This is a genomic window from Actinoplanes sp. NPDC048796, assembly GCF_040650035.1.
In the GTDB taxonomy this organism is placed as follows: Bacteria; Actinomycetota; Actinomycetes; order Mycobacteriales; family Micromonosporaceae; genus Actinoplanes.
In genome coordinates, this window is record NZ_JBEZGO010000011.1 from 46,858 (window position 1) to 72,279 (window position 25,422).

The following is a 25,422-nucleotide window of genomic DNA, read 5'->3' on the forward strand; positions in this document are numbered from 1 at the left end:
TCATGCGGGCCGCGCTGCGGTTCCTCCGCAAGACGCACAAGCGCTCCCGCCCGGACCGGATGAACCCCCACTTCACCACCCACACCATCGGCGGTGGCCACGTCCGGCCGGGCCAGTCCAAAGGCTCCGGCTACCACTACCGCCCGGGCGGCGAGGACTTCCCCGGCCGTCGCCTCAAGCCCGGAACGAAGGTCACCTACCCGAACGGTGTGTACAAGGCAGAACCCGAGTTCTTCGACCCCACCCTGAACCCGCCGGCCGGCGCCTGGAAACCGAAAGCGGGAAACGGTCGCGCCAGCACCTTCTTCCCCGACGACTGGACACCGGCACAGGTCGACAACGCGATCTCCGGTGCTTTCAGGAACTCGACGCGGGTGTCCGGGAACAAGTGGACCGGTACCTACAATGGCGTCACGATCGAAGGTTTCTACAACCAGTCCGGCGGCTTCACGCACGGCTGGCCCGTCCCTTAGCGCATCGGAAGGCTCGCGGTGAGTGTTGTCAGCCTGCGGATCGATCCCACGTTCCGCCGTCCCGTCTATCAGGTCGATGATCAGCGGTACGACCTGCTCGGTGAGTGGCTGACCACCGACCTCGGCACCTTCTTCATCGTCATCCTGGACGCGCTCGCGATGGCTGACGAGGTGGCTCGCGGTGAGCCGCCGTTCGAGCAGTGGAGCAGCGAGAACTACGCCGTGTCGTTCACGCCGACGGCGTTGCTGATCACCAACCTGTGGGTGCCCGGCGCCGAGGGTGAGTTTCCCGCCGACATCGCCCGGACGGCGATCGAGGACTATTGGCGATTCCTGGTCGCTCAGCCGGAACCGCCGGCCATCCGGGAGTACCGTCCCGATCTACCGGAATGGCAGGCTGACCTTCTTCGGTGGGAGGAGGGGCAGGGCCGCGCCCACCCGTACCGGGGGCGGCTTTTCTGACCTTCGATTCTTAAGACTGGTGGGGCTTCGGTGAGGGTGCTTCTCGTGCTGGAGACGCTGTTCGTGGTGGGCGTCCTGGCCGTCGGGGCCGGCTGGGTGATGCGTCACCGGGGTCGGCTGAAGCGGGTCGCGTGGCTGGCGGCGGGCGGGCTGGGGCTGCTGGCCCTGGCCGCAATCGGTGACGTCGTGTGGTTGCTGTTCACGCTGGGTCTGGTCGAGGGTGGTGCGTCCAGCTCCGGGATCTTGGCCTATGTTCGCTGGAACTCGACGGTCGGGACGGTCACCGGGCTGGCGGCCGTGGGTGGCATGTCGGCCCTGGCCGGGTATCTCTTCCTGCGGCTGCCCCGGCCGGCGGAGGGCTGATGTTCGGCGCGGCGTACTCGATCGTTCTGGTTGCCGGGCTGGTCGCTTCGGTGCTGTGGCGGCGACGGCTGGGGCCGGCCGCCGGCCCGGCCACGGCCGGCTTCGCTTTGCTGGCCGTGGCCGACCTCGCCCCAGCGGCGTGGAAGGCGTGGGGGAGCGGTTTCGGTCGTCCGGTTTCGGCCGGGCGCGTGCCGGGCCTCACCGACCTGCCACCCGCCCTGATCGCGGGCGAGCTGGTGTTGATGGTGGCCGGCGCCGCCGGAACGGCCTTCCTCGTCGCCGCCGTTGTGCGGCGCGCCCAGCGGTGAGTGTTGTCAGCTTGCCGGATCGATCCCACGGACCGCCGTCCCGTATACCGGGCCGAGGATCGGCAGCACAACTTGCTTGATGAGTGGCTGACCACCGCGACTTCGGCTCGTTCTTCCGGGTCGCTTCGTATGTTTTGACGATGGCTGACGACGCGGCACCGTTCGACGAGTGGAGCAGCGAGAACTAGAAGTAGAGCCGCCCCACCCGATGGAGGGTCAGGCGACCGGGCGGATGCGGGTGAAGCGGTCCGCGGCGCCGCCGAGGGCTGGGCCGGTGTAGGTGCGCAGCGCGCTCTGCGGGTAGTCCAGCTGGGGCTCGCTCACCCTGTCCAGGGTGGCCAGGTCGTCGGCGGGGAGGTCCAGGTCCAGGGCGGCCAGGTAGTCCTCGAGCTGGGACAGGGTGCGGGGGCCGATGACCGGGACGATCGCTGTGGACCAGCGGCGGCTGGTGTGCCGTAGCCAGGCCATGGCGATGCGGCCGGGCTTCTCGCCGGTACGGGCGGCGATGTCGAGCAGGGCGTCCACCGTGGCCACCTTCTGGGGGGTGTCCTCCTGCTGGCCGATCGCGACCGGGCCGGACAGGCGGCCTTCCTCTCGTGCGCGGTATTTGCCGGTGAGCAGGCCGCCGCCCAGCGGGGAGTAGAGCATCACGCCCAGGCCCAGCGCCTCGGCGGCGGGCAGGAGTTCGCGGTCGGCGCCGCGGTCGGCCAGGTTGTACTCGATCTGCAGGCCGGCCAGGGTCGCCGACCGGCCGGCCCGGTCGGCCACCGTGGCGGCGTGGGCGGCGCGCCAGGCCGGGAAGTTCGACAGGCCGCCGTGCAGGATGTCGCCGGCGCGGACCAGGTCGTCCAGGGCGCCGACGATCTCCTCGCTCGGGGTGACCGAGTCGGGGTGGTGGACCAGGTAGAGGTCGAGGTGGTCGGTGCCGAGCCGTTTCAGCGAGGCGTGCAGGGCGGACCGCATCGCCTTGCGGCTGTTGCCGGTCCGGGTGACGCCGAGGTCGGGCTGGGCGCCGAGGGTGAACTTGCCGGCCAGGACGAACCTGTCCCGGTCGGCGCCGAGCAGGTCGCCCAGGATCTGTTCGGCCTCGCCGAAGCCGTACACGTCGGCCGTGTCGAGCAGGGTGCCGCCGGCTTCGGCGAAGCGGTCGAGGATGGTCCGGGCGCCGTCGCGGGTGGCGCCGCCCCAGGTGGTGCCGAACGAGGCGGTGCCGAGGGCGTACTCGGAGACCCGCAGGCCGGTCCGGGTGCCGAAAGTGGTGTAGCGCATCAGTTCTCCTGTACGGGGTTCGGCACGGCGAACTGGCCGATGCCGTGGAAGTCGTCGCGGTGGGCGACGGCGAAGTCCTCGACGCCGGCGAAGTGCTGGACGATGTGGGCGGGCAGGCCCCGGGCGAGCAGCCCGGACCGGTACGCGTCGAGGTCCATCGGCTCGTAGCGGACGGGCCGGCCGAGCACCCGGGTCAGCACGGCGGCGATCCCGGTGTGGTCCGTCTCCCGCGGGCCGTAGAGCTGGTAGGTGCGCCCGGCGTGCGGCAGCGGGTCGTCCAGCACCGTGGCGATGACCCGGGCCTGGTCCTCGCTGGTGATGGGTGCGTGCCGGCCCGACCCGAAAGGCAGGCCGATGACACCGCCGTCACCCTCGTCGGACCAGCCCCAGATCATCCAGTCGGCGAAGAACGTGGGCCGCAGGTGCGTGGTGCGGAACGGCCCCCGGTCGAGCAGGCGCTCGGCCAGCCAGTGCTCCTTGGCCGCGTTGCTCACGGCGTCGCGCCGGGCGGACACCTGTGACATGTTGACGACCGTGGCCACCTGGTTGTCGGCCGCGGCCTGAGCCACCGTGGCGGTGGCTTCGATCAGGCCGGGCTCGACGGGGTAGCAGAGGTGGACGCCCTCGGCGCCGCGGGTGGCCGCGGTGACCGCGGCCAGGTCGCGCAGGTCGCCCGCGACGACGTCGGCGCCCAGGGCGGCCAGGGCCGCGGAGCGTCTGTCGTGGCGGTGCACGAACGCGGTCACCGCGTGGCCGCGTTCGCGCAGAAGCCGTACGGTGCCGGCTCCGGTCTTGCCGGTGGCGCCGGTGACCAGGAACCGGCAGGTCATGAACGGTCCGCGAGGCGGGCGAGGAGGCGGGCGATCCAGGCCGCCCGAGTCTCGCGGGCGGCGATCGACAGCGTCGCGTCGGGGGCGAGCAGTTCGAACAGGTGGTACCCGCCGGGCCAGATGTGCAGTTCGGCGTCACCGCCGGCGGCCCACAGCGCGGACGCGTACGCCACGTCCTCGTCGCGGAAGACCTCGGCCGAGCCCGCCTCGACGTACGTGGGTGGCAGGTTGGTGAGGTCGGTGGCCCGCGACGCGGACTCGTACGCGGTGATGTCGCCGGTGCCCCGGCGGTCGCCGACGTAGAAGTCCCAGCCGGTGTTGTTGCTGGTCCGGTCCCAGATGCCGAGGCCGTCGATCTGCCGGGCGGAGACGCTGTCGTTGTGCTCGTCGAGCATGGCGTACATCAGCACCTGCCCGGCCAGGGCCGGGAAGCCGCGGTCGCGGGCCATCAGGGTGATCCCGGCGGTCAGCCCGCCCCCGGCGCTGCCGCCGATGGTGATCAGCCGGCCGGGGTCGATGCCGAGTTCGGCCGCGTGCTTCGCGGTCCAGACCAGTGCGGCGTACGAGTCCTCGAGCGCCGCCGGGGCCGGGTGCTCCGGCGCCAGGCGGTATTCGACGGTGACCACGACCGCCCCGAACCGTTCGACGTAGTCGACGACGGGCGCGACCCCGACGAACCGGTCGCCGAAGATCATGCCGCCGACGTGGGTGAAGAAGAAGCCGGGCGCCGATTCCGACGGCTTCGAGGGCCGGAACACCGACACGGTCACACCGCCGGCGTCGTGCACCTCGTGGGTGATGTCGCGGCCCTCCATCAGCTGCTCCAGCGTCGGCGTGAAGCCGGGCCCGCGCAGGGCCGAGAGGTGCGACGGCAGCAGGGTCGGGGTGATCGTCTGGTTGACGACGTCGAGCACGGTCTTGAGCTCGGGGTCGAACGGCGGCGGGGTGATCATGACTGCTCCTTGAGGTAGGTGAGGGCGAGACCGGCGACGTCGCGCCAGCCGCTGTCGAAGACGAGGGAGTGGCCTTTGCCGGGCAGTTCCCGGTATTCGGTGCGATGGCCGGGGCGGTAGAGAGCGGCCGCCTGGCGGGCGGCGACCGCCGGAACGGTGTGGTCCTTGCCGCCGCCGAGGATCAGCAGCGGCCCGCGCCGGCTGTCGTCGAGGCCGGCCTCGGTCGGCGACGCGGGGTCCTTCTTGGCGGCGGTCAGCTCGAAGATGGGACGCCCCGGCCCGGGGATCGCGTGGCGCTGGTACAGCCGGTCGGACTCCTCGCGGCTGACCGCGTTGCCGAAGCCGTACCGGAACTGGCGCCGGGTGAGCATGACCGAGCCGTCCCGGTTGGCCTTGCGGCTGAGTACGGGCAACGCGCTCCGGATCTGGGCCAACGGGAGCGCCTTGACGCCCTTCACCGGAGCCGGGTCGATGGCCACCGCCGCCCGGGCGAGGCCGGCCGCGAGCAGTTTCTGCGCGACGAGCCCGCCGAACGAGTGGCCGACGACGACCGGCGGCTCGGCCAGGGCCGTGGCGTGCCGGGCGTAGTGGGCGGTCAGCTCGGCCACCCCGGTGCCGGCGAGCCGGTCCGGCGCCTGCCGGGTGAGCGCCGCACTGGGGGCCTCGCCGGGCCAGCCCGGTGCGATCGAGTCGTAGCCGTCGCGGTCGAAGAGCTCGCGCCACGGCTCCCAGGCGGTGGAGTGGATCCACAGCCCCGGGATGAACAGGACGGTCATCGCCCGGCCGCCTGCTCGATGACGGCGGTGACGGCGGCCGGCTGCTCGAGCGTGGACAGGTGGTCGGCGGTGACGGTGGTGACGTGGCCGTGGGCGCGCTTGGCCATGGCCTGCTGCTCGGCGGCCGGGATGACCTGGTCGCGGGTGCCGACGACGAACCAGCTGGGCAGCTTCTTCCAGGCCGGGGCGCCGGAGGGCTCCTGTAGGGCGCGGGCGGCGATCGGCGTCTGTGCGGCCGCGAGCGCCCGGCCGGTGGCGGCGGGCAGGTGCGCGGCGAAGATCCGCGGGAACTGGTCACGCTTGACGTACAGGTCGACGTCGCCGGCCGGCAGCGACGGGTCCTGCACGGCGTCGAAGACGGTCTCGGCGGGGGCGGCCAGGGCCGAGCCGGGCTTGGCCCCGGTCAGCTGGACGATCGTCTCGCCGGCGTCCGGGGCGTAGGCGTCGATGTAGGCCAGGGCCTTGACCCGCGGGGTCAGCGCGGCGGCGTTGGTGATGACCGCGCCGCCGTACGAGTGCCCGGCCAGCACTACCGGGCCGGTGGTGGCCTGGTTGACGAAGGCGGCGACCGAGGCGGCGTCGGCGGCCAGGCCGCGCAGCGGGTTCGGTGCGGTCAGCACGGTGTAGCCGCGGTGCTGGAGCAGCGCGGTGACCGGGGCGAAGCTCGACGCGTCGGCCCAGGCGCCGTGCACGAGGACGACGGTCGGCTTGGCCGTGCCGTGCGCGGTGGCCGGGGTGGCCGAAACCGCGAGGGCGGCGACGGCCGCCGCGGCGGCGGCGACCTTGCGGGTGCGGTTCATGGTGTACCTCCAGGCGGTAGCGGAATTACCGATCATTCCGTTCGGTGCCTGAAGCTAAGCACCAGGCAGATAGCGGGAACAAGGGGGTAGTGACCCCGGTTACCTATGACGGAAGGAACGATCATTCCGAGTTGTAGGATGAGGTCATGGCGAGTACAAAGCACGCGGTCGCCCCGCGCGATCAGCTCCTCCGGACGGCGAGCCGCCTGTTCTACACCGAGGGCATCAACGGTGTCGGCGTGGAGCGGATCCTGCAGGAGGCGGGCGTCACCCGGACCACCATGTACCGCCACTTCGACGGCAAGGAAGCACTCGTCGTCGCGTACCTGGAACACGAGGACGCCCGGATGAAAGAGCTCTGGGACGCCGGTCTGGCCAAGGCGGTCTCACCCCAGCACAAGCTGGAGCTGGCCATCGAGGGCATCGCCTTCGACGCCGCCGACCGGCACACTCTCGGCTGCCCGTTCATCAAGGCGGCCGGCGAGTTCCCCGACCCGCGGAGCGCGGTCCGTCAGGTCGTCACCCGGCACCGGGCCTGGTTCCACGACGACCTGCGCGCCATGCTGGCCGAGGCCGGCCGCGAGGACGTGGAGCTCAAGGCCGAGGCGCTGGCGATGCTGCGCGACTCACTGCTGATCGGCAGCTTCCTCGACGACAAGGACAGTGCCCGCCGTACGTTCGTGCGCACCGCCCGCTGGATCGCCGGCCTGAGCTGACTCCAGGGCCGCCGCCAGTTCGGTACGGGAGCGCAGGCCCAGCTTCTGGAAGACCCGCGCAGGTGGTGCTCCACCGTGCGGACGCTGATGAACAGGCGGGTCGCCACCTCGCGGTTGGACAGGCCGTCGCGGGCCAGGCGGGCCACGTTCAGCTCCCGCACGGTCAACCGGCCGTCGGTCACCGGGGTGCGGGGGCGCGCGGTCTCGCCCGTGGCCGCCAGTTCCAGGCCGGCCCGGGCCGCGAACCCGGCCGCCCCGCGCTCGGACAGCTGCCGGTAGGCGACGCGGAGCTGCTCGCGGGCGTCGACGCGGCGCCGGCCGCGGCGCAGCCATTCCCCGTACGACAATCGGGCCCGGCCCTCATAGACGGTCATGCCGGCACGCGCGAACCGTTCGATCGCCACCACGTGATGGCCCTGGGCGTCGGCGCTGGTCAGGCCGCGGGCCGCCGCGAGGGTGCCCAGCGCCCAGTCCCCGCCGACCGGCTCGGTCAGATCGGTCAGCTCGGCCAGTGCCCGCCTGGCCAGAGCGTGGTCGCCCACCCGCGTCGCGGCCTCGACCAGCTCGCCGAGGATCCGGGACGAGTAGTTGACCTCCCGGATGTGCGGCAGCTCGGCGACGCCGGCCGCCACCGCCTCGTCGTATCGGCCGAGCCCGTTGGCCAGGATCGCCTCGGCGAAGTGGGCGATGCTCAGGACGCTGCCGTCGCCCCGGGCCTCGGCGCCGGCGCGGATCTGTCCGGCGTACCGCCCGGTCGACTCGGCGTCTCCCTGCCAGGCCGCCGTCAGCAGGCGGATGTGCCGGGGGAACGGATGACCCGTCAGGTCGTTCACCACGTCGATCTCGTCGGCGAGTGTGGTCGCCTCGGCCAGGCGCCCCTCGGCCAGCGCGGCCGACCCGGCGAACGAGAGCGCCACCGGCAGGCTCAGCAGCAGGCCACCGGCCCGGGCGGCGGCGACATGACGGTCGGCCAGACAGCGGAACGACCGGAGGTCCCACAGATCGATCGCCGCGGTGCAGTCGCAGCCCAGCCACTGCGGCGCGAGGAGCCCGGGCGGCCCGTCGAGCAGCCCGGCCACCGCCCGCCGCAGCACCGGGATCGCCGCGGCCCGGTCGCCGACGCCCACCAGGGCCTGCCCGCGGACGAGCATGTCGACCGGATGAGTGGAGTCGGCGCCGATCGCGTCGAGCACGGCCCGGCCCACCTCGGCCCGGCGCCGGTCGGCGGCGCCGCCGGGCAGGCCACTGGCGAAGACGGCGGTGAACATGGCCTCGTGGTAGGTGCCGCGGGCCAGTTCCGGTTCCGGGCCGGTCAGCCGCCGGGCCGCGGCGAGCAGGTCGTACGCGACGGCGGAGTCCCGACTGGTCTGGTACTCGACCTGCGCCCGCAGCCGGGCCGCGACGGCCGCGTCCCGCTCGCTCAGCGCGTCGGCGTCCACTTCGGCCAGCAGTGCGCTCGCCCGCTCCGGTGCGCCCGAGTCGAGCCGGGACTGGGCGGCGGCGAGCCGGCGCCGCACCCGGCCGGCCGGTGCTGGGCTCAGGGCCGCCGCCCGTTCGAGCAGGGCCGACGCGGCGGCGGCGCCACCCCGGTTCCCCGCTCGCCCGGCCGAGGCGGTCAGCTCGGCGGCGATCTGCTCGTCCGGTTCGACGGCGGCCTGACCGCGATGCCAGGCCCGCTGGTCCGGGTCGTCGTCGAGGGCGCCGGCGAGCACGGCGTGGGCGCGTCGGCGGTCGACCGGGCCGGCGGCGATGCCCTCCGAGGCGAGCCGGCGGCCGGCGAAGGTCAGGACCTGGCGCGAGGCCTCGTCCAGCCACTGGGCGTCGTCGACCAGGCAGAAGAGCGGGCCCTCCTCGGCCAGCACACCGAGCACGGCCAGGCCCACGAGGAAGGGGCTGGGCGGCGGCGCCGACCGTAGCCCCAGGGCCGTTTCCAGCGCGATCTGTTGCGGCTAGGGCAGCTGTTCGAGCCGATGGGTCAGGGCGCCCAGGAGCTGATCCAGCCCGGCGTACGGGAAATCGCTCTCCGATTGCACCCCGACCGCCCGCAGCACCCGCAGGCCGCTCGTGTCGAGGCTGCCGGCCGATGCGGTCTTGCCGATGCCGGCCTCGCCGTGCAGACCACCGCGGCGCTCTCACCGGCCCGGAGCGGCGCGACCCGGACGACCGGGACGACCCGGAGGCCGAGACCGCCGAGACGGGCGAGCCGGCTGGGGAGACCCCGGCCGGCTGCCGTCACCTTTATCCGTCGTCGTGGTGACGCGGGGTCAGGGCAGGTTGATCGGGCGCAGGACCCGGTCGATGCCGTGGGCGATCTGCTTGTTGCCCTTGTTCACGTCGAACCGGTTGACCCGCGGGTTGCGGTCGCTGCGGTCGGCGTCGATGAGGGCGATGCGCTTGTGCCAGCGCGGGCCGTACACGTCGACCTTGATGGTGGAGCCGGCGGCCGTCTTGAGCTTGGCGCCGTCGGCCTTGAGGGCGGCCTTGCGGTCGATCGTGCTGCCCGGGACGACGTGGTAGAGCAGGACCGACTCGACGGTGTTGATGCCGAGACCGGCGACGGCGGTGAAGGCCGCCTTCTCGCCGGGCAGCCGCTTGGTGTGCTGGATGTCGGCCACGAGCAGGCGGAAGGCCAGGTCGTTGGGGATGAACGCGGTGACCGGGGTCTTGCCGTCGGCCAGCACCTTGACCGGGCTGGCCGGCTTGGCCTTGAGCACCGCCTGCACGGCGGCGGTCAGGATGTCGTAGTCGTGACCGTTGCGGTCGAAGCCGCTCTTGTCCGCGGTCAGCACCGCGGCCAGAGACTTGGTGCCCAGCGGCTTGGTTCCGTGTGCGCTGGCCGGAGCGGCGGTAAGGGCGGAGGCGACGATGGCCGCGGTCGCGACGGCGGCGGCTCGGGTGATCCTCATTGTCGTGCGTCCTTCCGGGTACGGGGTGGCTGCGGTGCCACCACCCCGTACTTCGCCCGGCGGAGGCCGGATGGATGCACCTAACTTGTGAGAGTTCCGCGCAGCAGGCTGCGACCCGAGTGGGTGGCGTCGCCGTCGTGCGGTTCGTCGCTGACGTCGACCAGGCGGAACCGGTTGAGGTCGGTGCCCGGTGGCACGGGCAGCAGCGCGTCCGGCTTGTCGGAGAGGTTGCCGATGGCCACCATCTTCCCCGGGCTGTCCGGGTCGAGCAGCCACACCTCGTGGAAGCCGGTGGTCAGCGGCAGGTTGCTCACGTCGATGCGCAGTTGCCCGTCGGAGAGCACCTGCACGTCACCGCCGGCGTTCGGCGGCACGGTCTTCAACGGCTCCAGTGTGGCCCGCGCGATCACCTGATCGTCCGGGGCCTGGCCGGCCAGCCGGTCCACGGCGATCACACCGGCCACCGCGAGGACCGCCGCGGCGGCCGCGGCCAGCACCGGCGTCAGCCACCGGGGCCGGGCCCGGCGGGGCCGTCCCCGCGCCGTCCGGATGTCGACCACCGGGGCCGCCGGGCGGGCGGGTTCCGGCGCCTGGGCGATGCCGGCCTCGATGGCCTGCCAGACGTGTTCCGGCGGCGGGGGCAGATCGCGCAGCTCCTGCCCGCCGGAGCCGAGCTCGGCCACGTGGCGCAGAGCCTGCATCTCGTGCCGGCAGACGTCGCACTGCGTCAGGTGGTCGGCTTCGTTCAGTTCCTCGAGTTCTTCAGAGAGCGCGAGTAGGACCAGCCGATCGGGATCCAAATGTTGCACCGTCCACCTCCCAACGACGTCGCAGGTTGGCCATTCCCCGGCGGATATGGCTCTTGACCGTACCGAGCGGCAGTCCGGTGACCGCCGCTATCTGTGGATGAGTGAGATCGTCGAAGAACGCCAGTTCCAGTGTGCGCCGCTGTTCGGCCGGCAACCGGGACAGTTCGTCGGCGACCACGAGCCGGTCGACAGTCTGCTCCGGTGTGTGCTCGGGATCCGGCGGCGGCGGTTGCTGAGCCTGGACCACTTCGGCCGTACGCTGTTCGCGCGCCGCCGACCGCAGCCGGTCGACCGCCTTGCGCCGGGCGATGCCGAGCAGCCAGCCCAGCAGGCTCCCGCGTTGGGGATCGAAGCTGTCCCGGCCGGTCCAGGCCGCCACGAACGTCAGCTGGGTGACGTCCTCGGCGTCGGCCCGGTTGCCCAGCAGCCGTTGCGCCAGGTACAGCACGGCTGAGCCATGTCTGTCGTACGCCGTACGTAATGCCGTCTCGTCGCCGTCGCGTAACCGCTCGGCGAGCTCGTCGTCGGAGCTCATCGACCTCCTTCCTCCGATAAGGGTTCACCTGTCAGTTCGCTCGGCAGGCCCGCCGCGGTTGCACCCGCCGGCGGAAAAGTATTCCGTTCCTTGACGCCTAGAACTACTATGCCTCGTACTTCTAGGTATCAGGGAGGTGCCCGTGCGTGTGACGAAGGACCTCGTGGCCGCCTCGGCGACACCCATCGTGCTGGGCATTCTCGCCGAAGGCGAGAGCTACGGGTACGCCATCCTGCGGCGTATCAACGACCTGTCCGGCGGTGAGCTGGACTGGACCGAGGGTTTCCTCTATCCCCTGCTGCACCGGCTCGAGCGCCTCGGCCACGTCGAGGCGAGCTGGCAGGCGGTCGCCGGGGAGCGCCGCCGCAAGTACTACCGGATCACCCCGCAGGGCCGGGCCGAACTGGCCGAGCAACAACGTCAATGGCAGGCGGTGGTCGGCACGCTCAAGCAGGTCTGGCCACTGTTCATTTCTCTGGAGGGCACCGCGTGACGGTCACGAACGGCAAGGACGAGCTGGAGGACCAGTTCGTGCAGTGGCGGCAGTACGTGCGCCGACGGCCCGAGCTGGTGGAGTCCGACGCCGACGAGCTCGAGGACCACCTCCGCGACTCGGTCGACGAGCTGGTCACGCTCGGGCTGAGCCGCGACGAGGCGTTCCTGGTCGCGGTCAAGCGGATGGGCGGGCTCGACGACCTGTCCCGGGAGTTCGCCCGCGAGCATTCCGAACGGCTGTGGAAGCAGCTGATGTTCACCGGCGAGTCCGGCCGCTCCGGCGACCCGGCCAAGCGGCGCGACCTGTACGCGATGCTGATCTGCGTGGCCGGCGCCATCGTCTCGATCAAGGTGCCGGCGCTGTTCGGGCGCTCGTTCACCGACTTCGGCGTCTTCTACGGCGCCAACCTGAGCCTGTTCGCCTTCCCGTGGCTGGCCGGCTTCCTGCTCTGGCGGCGCCGGCCCGCCCCTTGGGTGTACGGGGTGCTGGTGGCCCTGTTCGCGCTGGGCGCGGTCGTGGCCAACGTCTACCCGCCCGAGGGCGACTCCCAAACGGTCGGCCTGATCATGACACATCTGCCGGCCGCGCTGTGGCTGGTGCTGGGCCTGGCCTACGTCTCCGACGACCCGCGCTCGACACGCCGGCGGATGGACTTCATCCGCTTCACCGGCGAATGGTTCGTCTACGTCGTCCTGATGATGCTCGGCGGGGGGGTCCTCATCGCCTTCCTGTACGGCATCTTCGAGGCGATCGGCGTCCAGGCCGACCCCCTCATCGAGGACTGGGTGGTGCCGTGCGGCATGGTGGCCGCGGTCGTCGTCGGCGGATGGCTGGTCGAGGTCAAACAGGGCGTCATCGAGAACATCGCGCCGGTGCTCACCCGGCTGTTCACCCCGCTGTTCACCGCCGCCCTGCTGGGCTACCTCGTGGTCATCGGCTGGAACGGCCGCGGCATCGACGTCGACCGCAGCGCGCTGGTCATGTTCGACCTGCTGCTGGCGGTGGTCCTCGGCCTGCTGCTGTACTCCCAGTCGGCCCGTGACCCGCTGGCCCCGCGCGGGCCGTTCGACGTGATGCAGCTCGCCCTCGTGCTCAGCGCCCTGCTCATCGACGCTCTGGTGCTCTACACGATGGCCGGCCGGATCGCCGAGTACGGCACCACCCCCAACAACGTGACGGCGATCGGCCAGAACATCGTGCTGCTGGTGAACCTCGCCTGGTCGGCGTGGCTGCTGCTGAGATTCGTCCGCCGGCGCGGCGGATTCGCCGCCATCGAACGATGGCAGACCCTCTACTTGCCGGTGTACGCCGTGTGGTTCTGGACCGTCGTGCTGATCCTGCCCCCGGTGTTCGGCTTCCGCTGACCAGCGGACGCGAAACCGAGCCACGTGTGCCGGTTGCCGGCCCAGCACCAGCCGACCTTCGGGGCCCGGCGGTGGGTGGCGCCGTCGCGGCCGGTCCCGTTGCTGATCCAGATGGCGGGGGTTCGGGCGTCGAGGGCGCCGCCCTTCGGTTTACGGGAGCCGATGGTCATGAAGCAGTGGTTGGGCTCGAGCACCTTCGGCTCCTGCAGCAGCCAGCTGATGCCCTCGTTGACGGTCAGCGGCGTCCGTCCCCGCTGGAGGATCGCCGGTAGCGCCTCGTTCGGGCTCCAGTTGCGCATGTCGTCGCCGCGGTCGGGATCGTGGATGACGTAGAGCGGCCCGGCGGGCACGTCGAGGCCGTCCAGGGGAACGAACTCCTCCAGGTCGGTCAGGTCCTCGACGACGAAGCCGGGCTTGTCGCGGTGGCGCAGCAGCGGCGCCAGTTGCCGGGCGGTGGCCAGCGTGGGGTGCACGGCCAGCACGCCGTGGGGTTCGTCGGGCAGCTCGGCGACGTGGGCGGCGAGTTCGGCCGGGCTTACGCCGGTGACGTCGGTCAGACCGGCTTCGATCAGGCGGTTCAGCTGATGGCTCAGGCTCATAGGGCAATACAACGTACGCCACACGGAGTTATTCCGGTGCTCCGGCCCGAAAGCCGGAGCACCTCCTTCAGCGGCGCGTCTTGGGCAGGTCGAACTGGTCGGCCGCCTTGCAGTCCTTCTGGCTTCCGATGGCGGCCGGGCCCAGCTTGTCGAGGGCTTCGCGGGCCCGCTGGCGGCCGAGGTTCCAGGCGTACCAGGGATCGGGCTCCTTCAGATCCTCGGCGATCCAGCTCAGCGTGCACCGGCGTACCGGGTCGGGCAATTTGGTCAGAGCGGGAGTCGCGTCGGCCGAGAGAGCACGCAGGTACCAGGCGTCGATCTTGCCCGAGCCCTCGTAGCGGGCCGCGTTACGGCTGGCCACATAGCCCTCGGGGTCCAGGGCGGCCAGGCCGAGCAGCATCAGGACGGCCAGGCCGACGGTGGAGGCCGGGATCCAGCGGCCCTGCCACTTGACACCGGCCACGGCGATCATCACGAAGATGACGCCGAGCAGCATCTCGGACGCCATCACGAAGATCCGCTCGCCGGTGAAGCTGTAGACGCGCTGGTACTCCCACATGCGCGACAGTGCCGAGGCCACGATGACGACACTCAGGGCACAGAGCAGGCCCAGCAGTACGCGCAACAGCAGCCGTTCCGCCCGGGTGTCCCGTTTCGACCAGCGGGCCAGGGCCGCGATCAGGGCCAGCGACAGCAGGGTGACCGCGACCAGCTGCCAGAAGCCGCTGCGGGCGTACTGCGAATAGCTGAGCCCGGCCGTCTTCAGCACGTGCCGGCTCCCGCCGAACAGCACGGTGAACTGCACTGCCACGAAACCGGCGAAGAGCAGCACCAGCGCGGCGCCGGCCGGGGCCCACTCGATCAGGCCGAACCGGCCCCGGCCGCCGGTGTCCAGGCTGGAGGTCGCCGGGGGAGCGGTGAGCGTGTAGATCCCGGACACGGCGAGCAGGCCGCCGGCCGCGGCCAGGAAGATCCACTTGAAGATCGCGCCGACGTTGAAGTCGGGCACGGCGTCGTCCAGCAGCTGCGAGAACGCGACGTCAGCCGACGAGAGCAGCGCGCCGAAGACGAGCAGCACGACGACGGTGAGGGCGACCGAGAAGAAGATCCGCCGGGTGATCCCCGGGTTGCGGCCGGCGGTCAGATGCCGGCGGACCCAGGGGATGCCGGCGAGCGCGGCGTACGGGGCGGCGACCAGGCTGAACAGGATCGACCGGACCTGCCGGCCGCCGACGATGGCCAGCGCGGTGCAGCCGATCGCGCCCAGCACGCTGAACGTGACCAGCCACCACGCGTTGCGGAAGGCCGGGACGAGCAGCAGGGCGAGCGCGGCCGCGGCCCAGCCGGAACGGATCAGCCGCTCCTGGCGGGACAGATCCTTGGCCTGGCGGACCGCGAAGCCGACGCCCAGCGTGAGCGCCAGCCAGCCGAGGAACCAGCCGATGCCGACCCGGTTCAGCGGCAGGAAGGCCAGGAAGCCGACGGCGCCGGCGAGGACACCGGCCGGTACGGCCTTGCCGCGGGCCTGCTTGGGGCCGGGCCAGTGCTTCTTGCGGAAGGTCGACCAGGCGCTCGGCTGCCTCTCGTAGGTGCCGAACGGGCGCAACGGCTGCGGGTAGGGCTGGGGTTGCGGGCGCTGGGCGAGCACCGCCTGCGGGTTCGGCGGCGGAACCACCCGGGGCTCCTGAGCCGCGCCGGCTGGCGCCGCCACGGGCTGCACGGGCGCCGCCTGCACGGGCGCTGCTTGCACGGGCGCCGCCTGCGGTGCGGGCGTGTGTTTTGCGGGCGTCGGCTGCGGCGCGGCCTGTGTGGGCGTGGGCTGGGTGACCGGCTTGGGGGCGGCCGGCTGTGAGGGCGCGGTCTCGACCTGGACCATTGGGAGGAACACCGCGAATCCCCGGGTGCCCGACGGGATCTGGACCGGGATGGCCCAGGCCGTCTCCCCGTCGGCGCCGGGCCAGACGATCGACGGGATGGCGTCGGTCGGCGGCATGACCAGCAGCTGGGGCGCCGGCGCGGGAACGTCTTCGGCCTGGTCCGGTGGACCGGGCTGCTTCGGTGGCAGGTCCGCCATTGCACCCTCCTGAGTTGATCGGAGCGGCGACCTCTACGTGAGGACGGGTCCGTATCGCCGCGACGCCAGGAGCGTAAACCATAGAAACAACCCCGCCTACCCCACGAGGCCGATGTCGTAGGCGAGGATGACGGCCTGGACGCGGTTACGCAGGTTCAACTTGGACAGAACGCTGCCCACGTGCGTCTTGACCGTCGCCTCGGAAACCACCAGCCGGCCGGCGATCTCGGTGTTGGACAGGCCGGCCGCCACCGCCCGGAGCACCTCGCGTTCGCGAGGGGTCAGCTGGTCGAGGACCGCCCGAGCGCGGCCGGCCGGCACGGGCCGGTGAGAGGTGTAGGCGGTGATCAGGCTCCGGGTGATCCGCGGGGAGACGACCGCGTTGCCGGCGGCCACCGCCCGGACGGCCCGGGTCAGCTCGTCGACCGGCACGTCCTTGAGGACGAAGCCGCTCGCGCCGGCGCGCAACGCCGCGAAGGCGTACTCGTCCAGGTCGAAAGTGGTCAGGATGAGCACCCTGGCCGCCGGGTCCCGGGCCATGATCCGGCGAGTGGCCTCGATCCCGTCGACGCCGGGCATCCGGACGTCCATCAGGATCACGTCCGGGCGTACCTCGGCGGTCAACCGCACCGCCTCGGCCCCGTCCGGCGCCTCACCGGCCACCTCGATGCCGTCGGTCTCCTCGAGGATCATCCGGAACCCGGCCCGGATGAGGGCCTGGTCGTCGACCAGCAGCAGGCGGATCGTCATCCCGGAGCCTCGGCCGGGAGGGCCAGGTCGGCGTGCACGCGCCAGCCGCCGCGCGGATCGGGGCCCGCGGTGACCGTACCGGCGTAGACCGTGGCCCTTTCCCGCATGCCGGCGAGTCCGTGGCCGGCGTCCGTACGGCCCGGGGCCGGCGTCCCGTCGTCGTGCACGTCGACGGTTACCGACCCAGGCCCGGGAGTGACGGCGACGCTGACCCGGCGGGCCGCTGTGGCGTGCTTGAGCGTATTGGTCAGGGCCTCCTGCACGATGCGGTAGACCGTCAGCTCGGCTCCCGGCGGCATGCCGGACGGAACGGCGGTGACGGCCGACTCGACGGTCAGGCCGGTCGACCGCACGCGCTCGAACAGGTCGCCGAGCTGGGCCAGGCCGGGCTGGGGCCGCCGATTGCCTTCCTCCTCGCGCTCGCCGTGCACTATGCCGAGCAGCCGGCGGGTCTCGGTCAGCGCCTGGCGGCCGGTCTCCGCCACCTGGCGCATGGCGTCACCGGCCCGCTGCGGATCCTTGGCCTGCTTGCGGGCGGCGCCCTCGGACAGGGTCACCATGACGGCCAGGCTGTGGGCGATCACGTCGTGCATCTCCGCGGCGATACGCGTGCGCTCGGCCACGGCGGCCTGCTCGACGGCGGCGCGCAGCGCGTCGCGCCGCTGCCGCGCGTTCACACCCAGCAACAGCACGGTGACCACCGGGCCGGACAGCAGCAGGAACGTCTCGGTCCAGGACCCGGTCCCGGCCCACGACCCGGTCTCCGGCCAGCGGACGGCCGCCAGCAAGGCGCCCACCCCGACCACGCCGGCGGCGGCGATCGCCACCCGCGCCCGGCAGCGGCTCGCCACCGTGTAGAGGTAGATCAGCAGGACCAGATCGGCCGCCACGCGCACGTCGGCCACCCACTGGGCCAGCGCCACGGTCGCGGCGAAGGCGAACGTCCCGAGCGGGAACCGCCGACGCCAGACGAGGGGAACCACGAGCAGAACACTGAACAGGACGTACGCGCCGAGGCGCGGGTCGGCGTGCGTGGCGTGATACGAGAGCTGGGGCACCGTCACGGCCGCCACGACCACCGCCGGCGCCACGCCGGCCGCCACCTGCCTCATGCGCCCAGCCTAGGTACCGGGCGGCCCGGCCGCGTCCGACCCCGTGCCGAGCTTCGCCTCATCCTTTGGTCGTAGAGCCCGGGAGGAAGACCATCACGAGGTCCGAGGATTCGGCGCCCGGTGCTTCCTACGGTCGGATCCATGTCCTTCGAGACCAGTCCCGCGTACGACCGTGTCCTGGCCGACGACCGGAACTACCACATCGTGTTCCTCGTCGTCGGCGGCCTTTTCACCGTTCTCCTGCTGCTGTTCTGCGTGTTCTCGTGGGTACGGTTCCGGCGGGCCCGCCGCCACACCTTCGAACGGCGGGCCTACCTCGGCTTCGGGGTGACGAGCCTGGTCCTCAGCCTGGTCATGGCCGTGGCCGTCTGGGCCAACGTGACCAGCGTCGTCGACCCCCGGCGGACGCTGTCCGGAACGGCCTTCTCGCCGGTCGGCCGGCGGTGGCTCGAGGCCGGGCGGGCCGAGCTCTCACCGGCGCTCCAGCGGGCGATCGACGAGCGGCTCGCCTGGCAGCGGCCCAAGGCCGTCATCTGTGCGGTCCTGCTCGTGGGCTTGGTGACGCTCACCGTGCTCCTGTGGCGGTCACTCCTGCGCCGGTCCGCCGGACGCCGGCTGCTGGTGGGCGCCGGCGTCCTGTCGGCCGCCGGCTGCGTGCTCCTGATGCTGATGGTCATCGGCAACACCGAAGGCGCGCTCGCCCCGCTGACCCTGACCGTGATCTATGGCTGAGATCGCCTCTCCCGGCGTGCTTTCTCCCAGCGCGCTTTATCCCGGCGCGCTTTTTCCCGGCGCCAGATGGCGGCCGACCAGCGGGCCGGGGTCAGCGCGCGCTCGGCCGGGGCGAAGCCGGCCGGCAGACCCGGGCGGCGCCACGTGTCCGGTGGGTGGCCGGCCGGCAGCCACTCGCGGCGCCAGATGCCCAGGGCGGTGTCCAGGTCGGCCAGGGCCGGCGTCAGCCGGTCGTCGAGGGGTGTGCGCAGGTGCTCGGCCCACAACCGGGTGCGCAGGTCGCGGACCAGCGGGCCGGTGGTGACGAAGGTGGACGTGATCTCGCTGTCGGTGCCGACCATCGAGCGGCTGAAGAAGTTCGCCGAGCCGATGCTGGCGAACACGTCGTCGACGAGCATCAGCTTCGTGTGGACGGTCAGGTTGTCGACCCGGTACATGACCACGTTGCGCCGGCACTCCACCGGCAGCTTGGCCAGGACCCGCCACCGCAGATCGCGGGTGATCACGGGGCGTACCGTGCTGTCGCCGCCGTCGGCCGGGTCGCGGCGGCCCGAACCGACCAGGATGATCTTGACGCCGCGCTCGGCCGCCGCGCGCAACTGCCCGTACAGCTGAAACCGAGGGTCGCCGCCCGGTGACTCGTGGAAGTACTGGTCCTCCAGATAGATGTAGCGCTCGGCGGCCCCGATCGCGGTGATCATCGAGTGGTAGATCTCCTGGATGCCGGCCCGGACGACGTTGGCCCGGCGCATCCGGCGCAGGCCGCGGTGGCGGTACAGCGACCACGGCCGGTAGGAGCGCACCACCTGCACCGCGGTCCCGTCGGCCGGATGCTCCGGCTGGTCCGGCACCGGAGGCAGGTCACGCGGTGGTTTCACCGGGTTGATCCAGGTGAGACCGCCGCCGGGCAGGTGGAAATACTCGGCCGGCAGGTTCTTGGTGATGTACCGGGGTGGCAGGTCGGCCGTGTTCTGCCAGCGGAACCGGAACGTCTCCCACACCCGGACGGCGGCCGGGCCGCGCAGGCGGGCGGCGGCGTCGTGCCATCCCCACCGGCGGTGGCCGAGCTTCAGCCGATGGTGCGGGTTGTGGTCGAAGCGGTTGGGATAAAGGTCAAGGCCGCCGACGTACGCGGTGAGGACGCCACCGTGGCGGAACACGACGAGCTTCTGGTGGTTGGAGCCGATCAGCGGCCCGGACCAGTCGAGCAGGACCCGGTCCTCCAGCGGCGTCAGGACATCGTGGGACGACGGCTTCCAGGCCCGGATGACCCGGGCCGCGATGGTGTTGGCCCGGAACGGCCCGACCGGCAGCCAGGGCACGCCGCCGGAGAACTCGGCGGCGCTGAGCACGATCCGTACGTCGGTGCCGGTCGCGGCCTTTTCGGCGAGAACGTCGGTGAACGGCCGGTAGCCGGTCTCGCCGGCGACCCGCCCGGTGAGGTCGAGGTGGGGATCGGCCTGGTAGCTGGCGATGTAGACGGCGTCGCCGGGGCCGAGGGCGCGCATGTGGCCGTCCAGCTCGGTGAAGTAGGCGACGCCGTCGATGATCGGCTCGAAGTGCGAGTTCTCGGCGAAGACCGGGCACGCCTCGGTGGCCGGTGGCAGGTACCGGCCGATCAGATCAGTCAGTGGCGACGCGTGCGGCATGCCCGTGATTACATCGGAAAGCGGTGGGCGCGTCGACGCCCGGCCCCCGTACCGCGGCGGCCCGGGTGCTGGGCACCGAGTGCTACCGTCGCCCGCTGAAGATGATCTACGTAGCCCCGGCACCCGCCCGGCACGTGGACAGCGTCGACGAAGCGGAGGTGCCCGATGCCCGCCGAACCCACCCCGGCCGATCCCGCCGGCACCCCATCCGACCCCACCGGCACCCGGGCCGACGAGCCCACCACCGCGATCCCCCCAGCGGACGAGCCCACCGCGACGGTCACCCCGGCCGAGGAGCCGACGACCAGGATCACCTCGGCCGACGAGCCCACCGCGACGATCACTCCGGCCGAGGAGCCGACGACCACGATCACGTCGGACGGCGAGCCGACCGCGGCGATCACGTCGGAGGGCGAGCCGACCGCGGCGATCACGTCGGAGGGCGAGCCGACCGCGGTGACCACCCCTGCGGACGAGCCCATCACGGCCGACGAGCCCACCGCCAATATCGGCCCGGCCGGCGAGCCTACCGTCGCGATTACCCCACCTCCGCCCACGGACGAAACGGAAAAGGCGCGCGAATCAACCGCCGCGCTGCCGGATGCCGCGAGTCCGGACGAGGCGACGGTCGCGATGGCCGCCGGGACCAGTCCGGATGAGGCGACGGTCGCGATGCGCGCCGCAGTTGTCCCGGATGAGGCGACCGTGGCGATGCCCGCCGCCGTTGTTCGGGATGAGGCGACGGTCGCGATGGCCGCCGGGACCAGTCCGGATGAGGCGACCGTGGCGATGCCCGCCGCGGTTGTTCCGGATGAGGCGACTGTGGCGATGGCCGCCGGGGCCGGTCCGGATGACGTGACGGTGGCGAGGGGTGCCGGGGCTGAGCCGACGGTTGCGATGTCGGCTCGGGCGGTGCGCGATGCCGCGACGCCGATGGGAGCGGCGGGCGGGGAAGCGACCGTGATGCTCCCCGGTGCGGCCGATGGGCGTACGGCCGCACCTGCCCGGAGGGCTCTGACCCGGCGGCAATTTCTTCTCGGGCTCTCCGGCGTGACCGGGGTCGCTGTCGTCGGTGGCGCCGTCGCCGTTGCCGCCGCCGGTGGATCCGATGGTGAGAAGAACCCCGTCACCGCCGTCTCGCCCGCCACGACCAGGCCGCGGACGCCCGAGGCCACGACCGCCACCACGCCGCCGGCGCCCGTGCAGCATCGGGCGATCTCGACGCTCGCCGAGTACCGGCAGGCGACCGGCGCCGCCGCCTTCCCGGCCGACGCCATCGCGCTGACCATCGACGACGGCCCGCACCCGGTGTGGACGCCGAAGATCCTGGGGCTGCTCGCCAAATTTCACGTCCCGGCCGTGTTCTGCATGATCGGCAACCAGGTGCTCGGCCACGAGTCCGTCGCGAAGACCGTCACCCGGGCCGGGCACCAGCTGGCCAATCACACCTGGAGTCATCCCACCAAACTGGCCGGGCGGCCCGACGCGCTCGTGCGCAAGGAGATCCGCAAGGCGCAGGCGAAGATCCAGAACACGACCGGCAACACTCCCAAGCTGTTCCGCTCGCCCGGCGGTGACTGGTCGCCGCAGCTTCTGCGTTCGGTCGCCCAGGCCGGACTGCTTCCGCTGGACTGGACGGTCGACCCGCGCGACTGGTCCCGTCCGGGCGTCCCCACGATCGAGCATCGCCTGATGGCCGCCCGCCCGGGCCAGATCCTGCTGTGTCATGACGGCGGCGGCGACCGGTCCCAGACGTACAAGGCCCTCAGTGTCGTCATCCCCGCCCTGCAGGCGCGGGGCCTGCGGTTCGTGGAGCTGCAGAGCTGACCCGTCAGCGCCGGGTCCAGCGCTGGTTGGCCGCGCCGGTGCAGGTCCACAGCACGACCGGCGTGCCGTTGGCGGTCTGGTTGCTCCGGACGTCGAGGCAGAGCCCGGACTGGTTGTTGCGGATGGTGCCGTCGCTGCCCGTCGTCCACTGCTGATTGACGCCGCCGGTGCAGTCCCAGAGCTGCGCCTTGGCCCCGGCGGTGGCGTTGGTCGGCGAGTCGAGGCATTTGCCGACCGAGCGCAGGGTCGACCCGGACGCGGTCCACTGCTGGTTGGCGGCGCCGCTGCAATCCCAGATGATCGGCTGGGTGCCGTTGGTGGTGCTGCCGTTCGGCACGTCCAGGCAGCGGCCGGAGGCGGCGCTGACCAGTGCCGGGCCGGACGGGGTGCCGGGGTCGCCGATGGCGCCGGGCACCGAGCGCAGCGCGGCGTACCAGGTCGCGGCCATCTTGTCGTACCCGCCGGCCGTGGGGTGGACGCCGTCGATGAGGTCGGCGGTCGTCAGGGCGGCGTGCATGTCGACCAGGTGGACGCGTTTGCCGGCGGCCACTTTGCTCTGCACGATGCCGGGGAGGGCGGCGTTGAAGGTGCGGCCGGCCGCCTCCTGGCCGGCCGAGGCCAGCGGGATGATCGTGGCCACGAAGACGTCGGCGGCGGGCGCGGCCGCGGTGATGTGGTCGATCAGGGTGGAGAGCCGGCTCGGCGCGGACGCGACGTTGTAGTTCTGGAGAACGTCGTTGGTGCCGATGTGCAGCAGCACGGTGCGGGGGGTCGTGGCTTGCAGCCAGCGGGTGATGTTGGCGTCGATCTGGTCGATCCGCCAGCCCGGGTGGCCTTCGTGGTCGTGGTCGCCGAGGTTGGCGGGCCCGTTGACCTGCGAGCCGACGAAGTCGACGCGGTAGCCGGCGCCGGCCAGCCGCTGCCAGAGGCCGATGCGGTAGCCGCCGGGGACCTGGGTGCCCTCGGTGATCGAGTCGCCCAGGGGCATGACGCGGACCCCGCCGTTGCTCTCGGCCGCGTGCGCGGCGCCGGCCGGGGCGAGAGCGCCGGTGAGGCAGAGACCCAGGGCGAGAGCGGCGTGGAGCCAGCCTTGTCGTTTACGCATGGTTTCGGATGTTAACATTCACATCTATCAATTCAACGGGGCCGATTCGCACGATCTGGCGAATCGATCTCGGGAAAAATTGTTACGACCAGGTTTCATTGACCGCCATCGTTGTGAACGTTAACTTCAGGGCATGACTGCTCTGATTCGTGTGGCCACGCTGTTGCTGCTGATGATCACCGGCGCGCTGGTGATCGGCCCGTCCCCGGCGCAGGCCGCGACGGCCATCACCATCAACGGCTCCTCCGGCGGGCGGGTGTTCGACGGGGTCGGGGCGATCAGCGGCGGGGGCGGCAACAGCCGGCTGTTGTTCGACTATCCCGAGCCGCAGCGCACGCAGATCCTCGACTACCTGTTCAAGCCCGGCTACGGCGCGGCGATGCAGATCATGAAGGTCGAGATCGGCGGGGACACCAACTCGACCTCCGGGGCCGAGCCCAGTCACGAGCACACCCGGGGCGCGGTCAACTGCGACCGCGGGTACGAGTGGTGGATGATGGCCCAGGCCAAGGCCCGCAACCCGAACATCAAGCTCGTCGGGCTGTCGTGGGGCGCCCCGGGCTGGATCGGCAACGGCAACTTCTGGTCGAACGACTCGATCGACTACCTGATCGCCTGGCTCGGCTGCGCCACCTCGCACGGGCTGACGATCGACTACCTCGGCGGCTGGAACGAGCGCGGCCGCGACCTGGCCTGGTACAAGAACCTGCGCGCGGCGCTGAACTCCCGCGGGTACGCCGGCGTGAAGATTGTGGCCTCGGACGACTTCGGCTGGGGCTCGGCCGACGACGCGCAGCGGGACCCGGCGTTCGCGAACGCCGTGTCGGTGTTCGGCAGCCACTACGTCTGCGGCTACCGCAGCGCGCAGACGAACTGCCCGAGCACGACCACCGCGGTGAACTCGGGAAAGACGCTGTGGGCCAGCGAGAACGGCTCGGACGACTACAACGGGGGCGCGCCGGCGCTGGCCCGGGGGATCAACCGGGACTACATCGACGGGAAGATGACCGCGTACCTGAACTGGCCGGTCATCGCGGCGATCACCCCGAACGTCCCGTGGGCGACGACGGGGGTGGCGGTGGCGCCGCAACCCTGGTCCGGCTACTACTCGATCGGCAAGAACACCTGGGTGATGGGCCACACCACCCAGTTCACCGCACCCGGGTGGCGCTACCTGGACAGCTCCACCGGCTACCTCGGCGGCAACCGCAACAACGGCAGCTACGTCTCCCTGAAGGCGCCGAACGGCAGCGACTACAGCACCGTCATCGAGACGATCGACGCCGGCTCGGCCCAGGACCTCCAGTTCTCCGTCACCGGCGGCCTGTCGGCCGGGACCGTGCACGTGTGGTCCACCGACGTCAGGTCGAGCAACCCGGCCGACCATTTCGTCCGGCGCGCCGACATCACCCCGTCCAACGGGTCGTTCTCGCTGACCGTGCAGCCCGGCCACGTCTACAGCCTCACCACCACCACCGGGCAGGGCAAGGGCACCGCGGTCAGCCCGGCCCAGGGCGCTCTCGCCCTGCCGTACGCCGACGACTTCGACAGCTACGCGAGCGGGCGGCAGGCGAAATACCTGTCGGACCACCAGGGCTCCTTCGAGGTGACCCCGTGCGCCGCCGGCCGCACCGGCCAGTGCGTACGGCAGATGTCCGAGCAGGCGCCGATCTTCTGGACCTCCGGCCACGCCGAGCCGTTCACGCTGCTGGGCGACGTCAACTGGCGCAACTACACCGTCTCCTCCGACGTCCTGCTCGAGAAGTCCGGCTACGTCCAGCTCGTCGGCCGGGCCGGCAACTACAACCACGACGGCCCGCAGAACCTCAACGCGTACTACCTGCGGGTGGCCGACAACGGGCAGTGGTCGCTGCGCAGCAACAACACCAGCGGCAACCAGCGGACCCTGGCCAGCGGCACGACGACGGCGCTGGGCACCGGCCGCTGGCACAAGCTGGCCCTGACCCTCAACGGCGCCACGGTGACCGCGGCCATCGACGGCGTCACGGTCGGCAGCGCCTCGGACTCGGCCTGGGTGGCGGGCCAGGTCGGCTACGCCACCGGGCAGGGCGTGACGGCCCAGTTCGACAACCTGACCATCACCCCGCTCGGCGGCGGCACGAGCCCCACCGGCGAGATCCGCGGCGCCGGCTCGAACCGCTGCCTCGACGTCAACGGGCAGAGTCAGGCCGACGGGGCGGCCGTGCAGATCTGGGACTGCAACGGCGGCGCCAACCAGCGATGGACGGCCACTTCGAGCAATCAATTGACCGTGTACGGGACCAAGTGCCTGGACGCTCCGAGCTCGTCCGCCGGCACCCGGGTGCAGATCCTCACGTGCAACGGCGGCGGCAACCAGCAGTGGCGGATCAACGCCGACGGCACCATCACCGGCGTCCAGTCCGGACTCTGCCTGGACGTCACCGGGCAGGGCACGGCCAACGGCACGGCCGTCGTCCTGTGGTCCTGCAACGGCGGCAGCAACCAGCGATGGACCCGGTCGTGACGGGCGGC

Annotated in this window: 24 protein-coding genes and 1 pseudogene; 10 read left to right on the top strand and 15 right to left on the bottom strand. The window is 71.7% G+C overall.

Annotation, left to right across the window (positions count from 1 at the left end; translation table 11 throughout):
• Positions 1–2: 2 nt before the first annotated feature.
• The 4 genes from AB0C26_RS34490 to AB0C26_RS34505 are packed head-to-tail and all read left to right on the top strand — an operon-like array spanning position 3 to position 1,606.
• Positions 3–473, top strand: coding sequence for an EndoU domain-containing protein (locus AB0C26_RS34490; RefSeq protein ID WP_360256202.1), 471 nt, complete (start codon positions 3–5; stop codon positions 471–473).
• Between the two features lie 18 nt (positions 474–491).
• The gene (locus AB0C26_RS34495) at positions 492–935 is read left to right on the top strand and encodes a hypothetical protein (protein ID WP_360256205.1); all 444 of its coding nucleotides are present in this window, start codon (positions 492–494) and stop codon (positions 933–935) included.
• A gap of 30 nt (positions 936–965) precedes the next feature.
• Positions 966–1,298 carry a hypothetical protein gene (locus AB0C26_RS34500; protein ID WP_360256207.1) on the top strand — a complete coding sequence of 111 codons (333 nt, stop codon included), beginning with the start codon at positions 966–968 and terminating at the stop codon, positions 1,296–1,298.
• Positions 1,298–1,606: a hypothetical protein gene (locus AB0C26_RS34505; protein ID WP_360256209.1), complete on the top strand. Its 309-nt coding sequence runs from the start codon at positions 1,298–1,300 to the stop codon at positions 1,604–1,606. Before AB0C26_RS34500 ends, AB0C26_RS34505 begins: the two co-directional genes overlap by 1 nt.
• A gap of 216 nt (positions 1,607–1,822) precedes the next feature.
• On the opposite strand, the gene AB0C26_RS34510 is transcribed toward AB0C26_RS34505, so the two are convergent.
• From AB0C26_RS34510 to AB0C26_RS34530, 5 genes are read right to left on the bottom strand one after another with little or no spacing between them, the layout of a single operon-like run.
• Positions 1,823–2,875: an aldo/keto reductase gene (locus AB0C26_RS34510; protein WP_360256212.1), complete on the bottom strand. Its 1,053-nt coding sequence runs from the start codon at positions 2,873–2,875 to the stop codon at positions 1,823–1,825.
• Positions 2,875–3,705, bottom strand: coding sequence for an NAD(P)H-binding protein (locus AB0C26_RS34515; protein ID WP_360256215.1), 831 nt, complete (start codon positions 3,703–3,705; stop codon positions 2,875–2,877). The genes AB0C26_RS34510 and AB0C26_RS34515 overlap by 1 nt, the downstream gene beginning before the upstream one ends.
• Complete coding sequence (locus tag AB0C26_RS34520; RefSeq protein WP_360256218.1) at positions 3,702–4,658, bottom strand: alpha/beta hydrolase; 957 nt, start codon at positions 4,656–4,658, stop codon at positions 3,702–3,704. The genes AB0C26_RS34515 and AB0C26_RS34520 overlap by 4 nt, the downstream gene beginning before the upstream one ends.
• Entirely contained in the window at positions 4,655–5,434 is a 780-nt protein-coding gene (locus tag AB0C26_RS34525) for an alpha/beta fold hydrolase (RefSeq protein ID WP_360256220.1), read from the bottom strand. Before AB0C26_RS34525 ends, AB0C26_RS34520 begins: the two co-directional genes overlap by 4 nt.
• Positions 5,431–6,234 (bottom strand): alpha/beta hydrolase, encoded by an 804-nt coding sequence (locus AB0C26_RS34530; RefSeq protein ID WP_360256222.1) that lies wholly within the window; start codon positions 6,232–6,234, stop codon positions 5,431–5,433. The genes AB0C26_RS34525 and AB0C26_RS34530 overlap by 4 nt, the downstream gene beginning before the upstream one ends.
• Positions 6,235–6,380: 146 nt before the next feature.
• Here AB0C26_RS34530 and AB0C26_RS34535 point away from each other — a divergent pair, with 146 nt between their 5' ends.
• The gene (locus tag AB0C26_RS34535; RefSeq protein ID WP_360256224.1) at positions 6,381–6,950 is read left to right on the top strand and encodes a TetR/AcrR family transcriptional regulator; all 570 of its coding nucleotides are present in this window, start codon (positions 6,381–6,383) and stop codon (positions 6,948–6,950) included.
• Positions 6,951–7,018: 68 nt separating this feature from the next.
• Here the strand turns inward: AB0C26_RS34535 and AB0C26_RS34540 are convergent.
• The 4 genes and pseudogenes from AB0C26_RS34540 to AB0C26_RS34555 all read right to left on the bottom strand — a co-directional run.
• Positions 7,019–8,218 (bottom strand): annotated as a pseudogene (locus tag AB0C26_RS34540) (helix-turn-helix transcriptional regulator); the annotation flags it as partial.
• A 996-nt stretch (positions 8,219–9,214) separates the two neighbouring features.
• Complete coding sequence (locus AB0C26_RS34545; RefSeq protein WP_360256226.1) at positions 9,215–9,856, bottom strand: fasciclin domain-containing protein; 642 nt, start codon at positions 9,854–9,856, stop codon at positions 9,215–9,217.
• Between the two features lie 80 nt (positions 9,857–9,936).
• Entirely contained in the window at positions 9,937–10,665 is a 729-nt protein-coding gene (locus tag AB0C26_RS34550) for an anti-sigma factor (RefSeq protein WP_360256228.1), read from the bottom strand.
• Positions 10,619–11,200 carry a sigma-70 family RNA polymerase sigma factor gene (locus AB0C26_RS34555; RefSeq protein ID WP_360256230.1) on the bottom strand — a complete coding sequence of 194 codons (582 nt, stop codon included), beginning with the start codon at positions 11,198–11,200 and terminating at the stop codon, positions 10,619–10,621. The genes AB0C26_RS34550 and AB0C26_RS34555 overlap by 47 nt, the downstream gene beginning before the upstream one ends.
• Before the next feature lie 142 nt (positions 11,201–11,342).
• On the opposite strand from AB0C26_RS34555, the gene AB0C26_RS34560 reads away from it, so the two are divergent.
• Complete coding sequence (locus AB0C26_RS34560; protein ID WP_360256232.1) at positions 11,343–11,693, top strand: helix-turn-helix transcriptional regulator; 351 nt, start codon at positions 11,343–11,345, stop codon at positions 11,691–11,693.
• A complete protein-coding gene (locus tag AB0C26_RS34565) occupies positions 11,690–13,060 on the top strand; it encodes a permease prefix domain 1-containing protein (RefSeq protein ID WP_360256235.1) in 1,371 nt (456 codons plus the stop codon). The genes AB0C26_RS34560 and AB0C26_RS34565 overlap by 4 nt, the downstream gene beginning before the upstream one ends.
• Here the strand turns inward: AB0C26_RS34565 and AB0C26_RS34570 are convergent.
• From AB0C26_RS34570 to AB0C26_RS34585, 4 genes are all read right to left on the bottom strand, one after another.
• A complete protein-coding gene (locus AB0C26_RS34570; RefSeq protein ID WP_360256238.1) occupies positions 12,988–13,659 on the bottom strand; it encodes a DUF5701 family protein in 672 nt (223 codons plus the stop codon). The genes AB0C26_RS34565 and AB0C26_RS34570 overlap by 73 nt on opposite strands.
• 67 nt (positions 13,660–13,726) lie before the next feature.
• A complete protein-coding gene (locus tag AB0C26_RS34575) occupies positions 13,727–15,733 on the bottom strand; it encodes a DUF4153 domain-containing protein (protein ID WP_360256240.1) in 2,007 nt (668 codons plus the stop codon).
• A 96-nt stretch (positions 15,734–15,829) separates the two neighbouring features.
• Positions 15,830–16,483, bottom strand: coding sequence for a response regulator transcription factor (locus tag AB0C26_RS34580; protein WP_360256243.1), 654 nt, complete (start codon positions 16,481–16,483; stop codon positions 15,830–15,832).
• The gene (locus AB0C26_RS34585; protein ID WP_360256245.1) at positions 16,480–17,595 is read right to left on the bottom strand and encodes a histidine kinase; all 1,116 of its coding nucleotides are present in this window, start codon (positions 17,593–17,595) and stop codon (positions 16,480–16,482) included. Before AB0C26_RS34585 ends, AB0C26_RS34580 begins: the two co-directional genes overlap by 4 nt.
• Positions 17,596–17,736: 141 nt before the next feature.
• Here AB0C26_RS34585 and AB0C26_RS34590 point away from each other — a divergent pair, with 141 nt between their 5' ends.
• Complete coding sequence (locus AB0C26_RS34590) at positions 17,737–18,327, top strand: hypothetical protein (RefSeq protein WP_360256247.1); 591 nt, start codon at positions 17,737–17,739, stop codon at positions 18,325–18,327.
• Here AB0C26_RS34590 and AB0C26_RS34595 read toward each other — a convergent pair.
• A complete protein-coding gene (locus AB0C26_RS34595; RefSeq protein WP_360256249.1) occupies positions 18,318–19,976 on the bottom strand; it encodes a phospholipase D-like domain-containing protein in 1,659 nt (552 codons plus the stop codon). The genes AB0C26_RS34590 and AB0C26_RS34595 overlap by 10 nt on opposite strands.
• Positions 19,977–20,141: 165 nt before the next feature.
• On the opposite strand from AB0C26_RS34595, the gene AB0C26_RS34600 reads away from it, so the two are divergent.
• Positions 20,142–21,803 carry a polysaccharide deacetylase family protein gene (locus tag AB0C26_RS34600; RefSeq protein ID WP_360256251.1) on the top strand — a complete coding sequence of 554 codons (1,662 nt, stop codon included), beginning with the start codon at positions 20,142–20,144 and terminating at the stop codon, positions 21,801–21,803.
• A gap of 4 nt (positions 21,804–21,807) precedes the next feature.
• On the opposite strand, the gene AB0C26_RS34605 is transcribed toward AB0C26_RS34600, so the two are convergent.
• Complete coding sequence (locus tag AB0C26_RS34605) at positions 21,808–22,908, bottom strand: ricin-type beta-trefoil lectin domain protein (RefSeq protein WP_360256254.1); 1,101 nt, start codon at positions 22,906–22,908, stop codon at positions 21,808–21,810.
• A gap of 133 nt (positions 22,909–23,041) precedes the next feature.
• Between AB0C26_RS34605 and AB0C26_RS34610 the strand changes: the two genes are divergently transcribed.
• Positions 23,042–25,414 (top strand): ricin-type beta-trefoil lectin domain protein, encoded by a 2,373-nt coding sequence (locus tag AB0C26_RS34610; RefSeq protein ID WP_360256256.1) that lies wholly within the window; start codon positions 23,042–23,044, stop codon positions 25,412–25,414.
• Positions 25,415–25,422 lie beyond the last annotated feature (8 nt).

Bases quoted from the DNA above. Each gene is read 5' to 3' on its own strand.
- AB0C26_RS34545 (WP_360256226.1), bottom strand. From the start codon at position 9,856: ATGAGGATCACCCGAGCCGCCGCCGTCGCGACCGCGGCCATCGTCGCC.
- AB0C26_RS34590 (WP_360256247.1), top strand. From the start codon at position 17,737: ATGTCCTTCGAGACCAGTCCCGCGTACGACCGTGTCCTGGCCGACGAC.
- AB0C26_RS34580 (WP_360256243.1), bottom strand. From the start codon at position 16,483: ATGACGATCCGCCTGCTGCTGGTCGACGACCAGGCCCTCATCCGGGCC.
- AB0C26_RS34600 (WP_360256251.1), top strand. From the start codon at position 20,142: ATGCCCGCCGAACCCACCCCGGCCGATCCCGCCGGCACCCCATCCGAC.
- AB0C26_RS34570 (WP_360256238.1), bottom strand. From the start codon at position 13,659: ATGAGCCTGAGCCATCAGCTGAACCGCCTGATCGAAGCCGGTCTGACC.
- AB0C26_RS34520 (WP_360256218.1), bottom strand. From the start codon at position 4,658: ATGATCACCCCGCCGCCGTTCGACCCCGAGCTCAAGACCGTGCTCGAC.
- AB0C26_RS34595 (WP_360256249.1), bottom strand. From the start codon at position 19,976: ATGCCGCACGCGTCGCCACTGACTGATCTGATCGGCCGGTACCTGCCA.
- AB0C26_RS34515 (WP_360256215.1), bottom strand. From the start codon at position 3,705: ATGACCTGCCGGTTCCTGGTCACCGGCGCCACCGGCAAGACCGGAGCC.
- AB0C26_RS34610 (WP_360256256.1), top strand. From the start codon at position 23,042: ATGACTGCTCTGATTCGTGTGGCCACGCTGTTGCTGCTGATGATCACC.
- AB0C26_RS34555 (WP_360256230.1), bottom strand. From the start codon at position 11,200: ATGAGCTCCGACGACGAGCTCGCCGAGCGGTTACGCGACGGCGACGAG.
- AB0C26_RS34530 (WP_360256222.1), bottom strand. From the start codon at position 6,234: ATGAACCGCACCCGCAAGGTCGCCGCCGCCGCGGCGGCCGTCGCCGCC.
- AB0C26_RS34585 (WP_360256245.1), bottom strand. From the start codon at position 17,595: ATGAGGCAGGTGGCGGCCGGCGTGGCGCCGGCGGTGGTCGTGGCGGCC.
- AB0C26_RS34535 (WP_360256224.1), top strand. From the start codon at position 6,381: ATGGCGAGTACAAAGCACGCGGTCGCCCCGCGCGATCAGCTCCTCCGG.
- AB0C26_RS34510 (WP_360256212.1), bottom strand. From the start codon at position 2,875: ATGCGCTACACCACTTTCGGCACCCGGACCGGCCTGCGGGTCTCCGAG.
- AB0C26_RS34525 (WP_360256220.1), bottom strand. From the start codon at position 5,434: ATGACCGTCCTGTTCATCCCGGGGCTGTGGATCCACTCCACCGCCTGG.
- AB0C26_RS34490 (WP_360256202.1), top strand. From the start codon at position 3: ATGCGGGCCGCGCTGCGGTTCCTCCGCAAGACGCACAAGCGCTCCCGC.
- AB0C26_RS34605 (WP_360256254.1), bottom strand. From the start codon at position 22,908: ATGCGTAAACGACAAGGCTGGCTCCACGCCGCTCTCGCCCTGGGTCTC.
- AB0C26_RS34575 (WP_360256240.1), bottom strand. From the start codon at position 15,733: ATGGCGGACCTGCCACCGAAGCAGCCCGGTCCACCGGACCAGGCCGAA.
- AB0C26_RS34505 (WP_360256209.1), top strand. From the start codon at position 1,298: ATGTTCGGCGCGGCGTACTCGATCGTTCTGGTTGCCGGGCTGGTCGCT.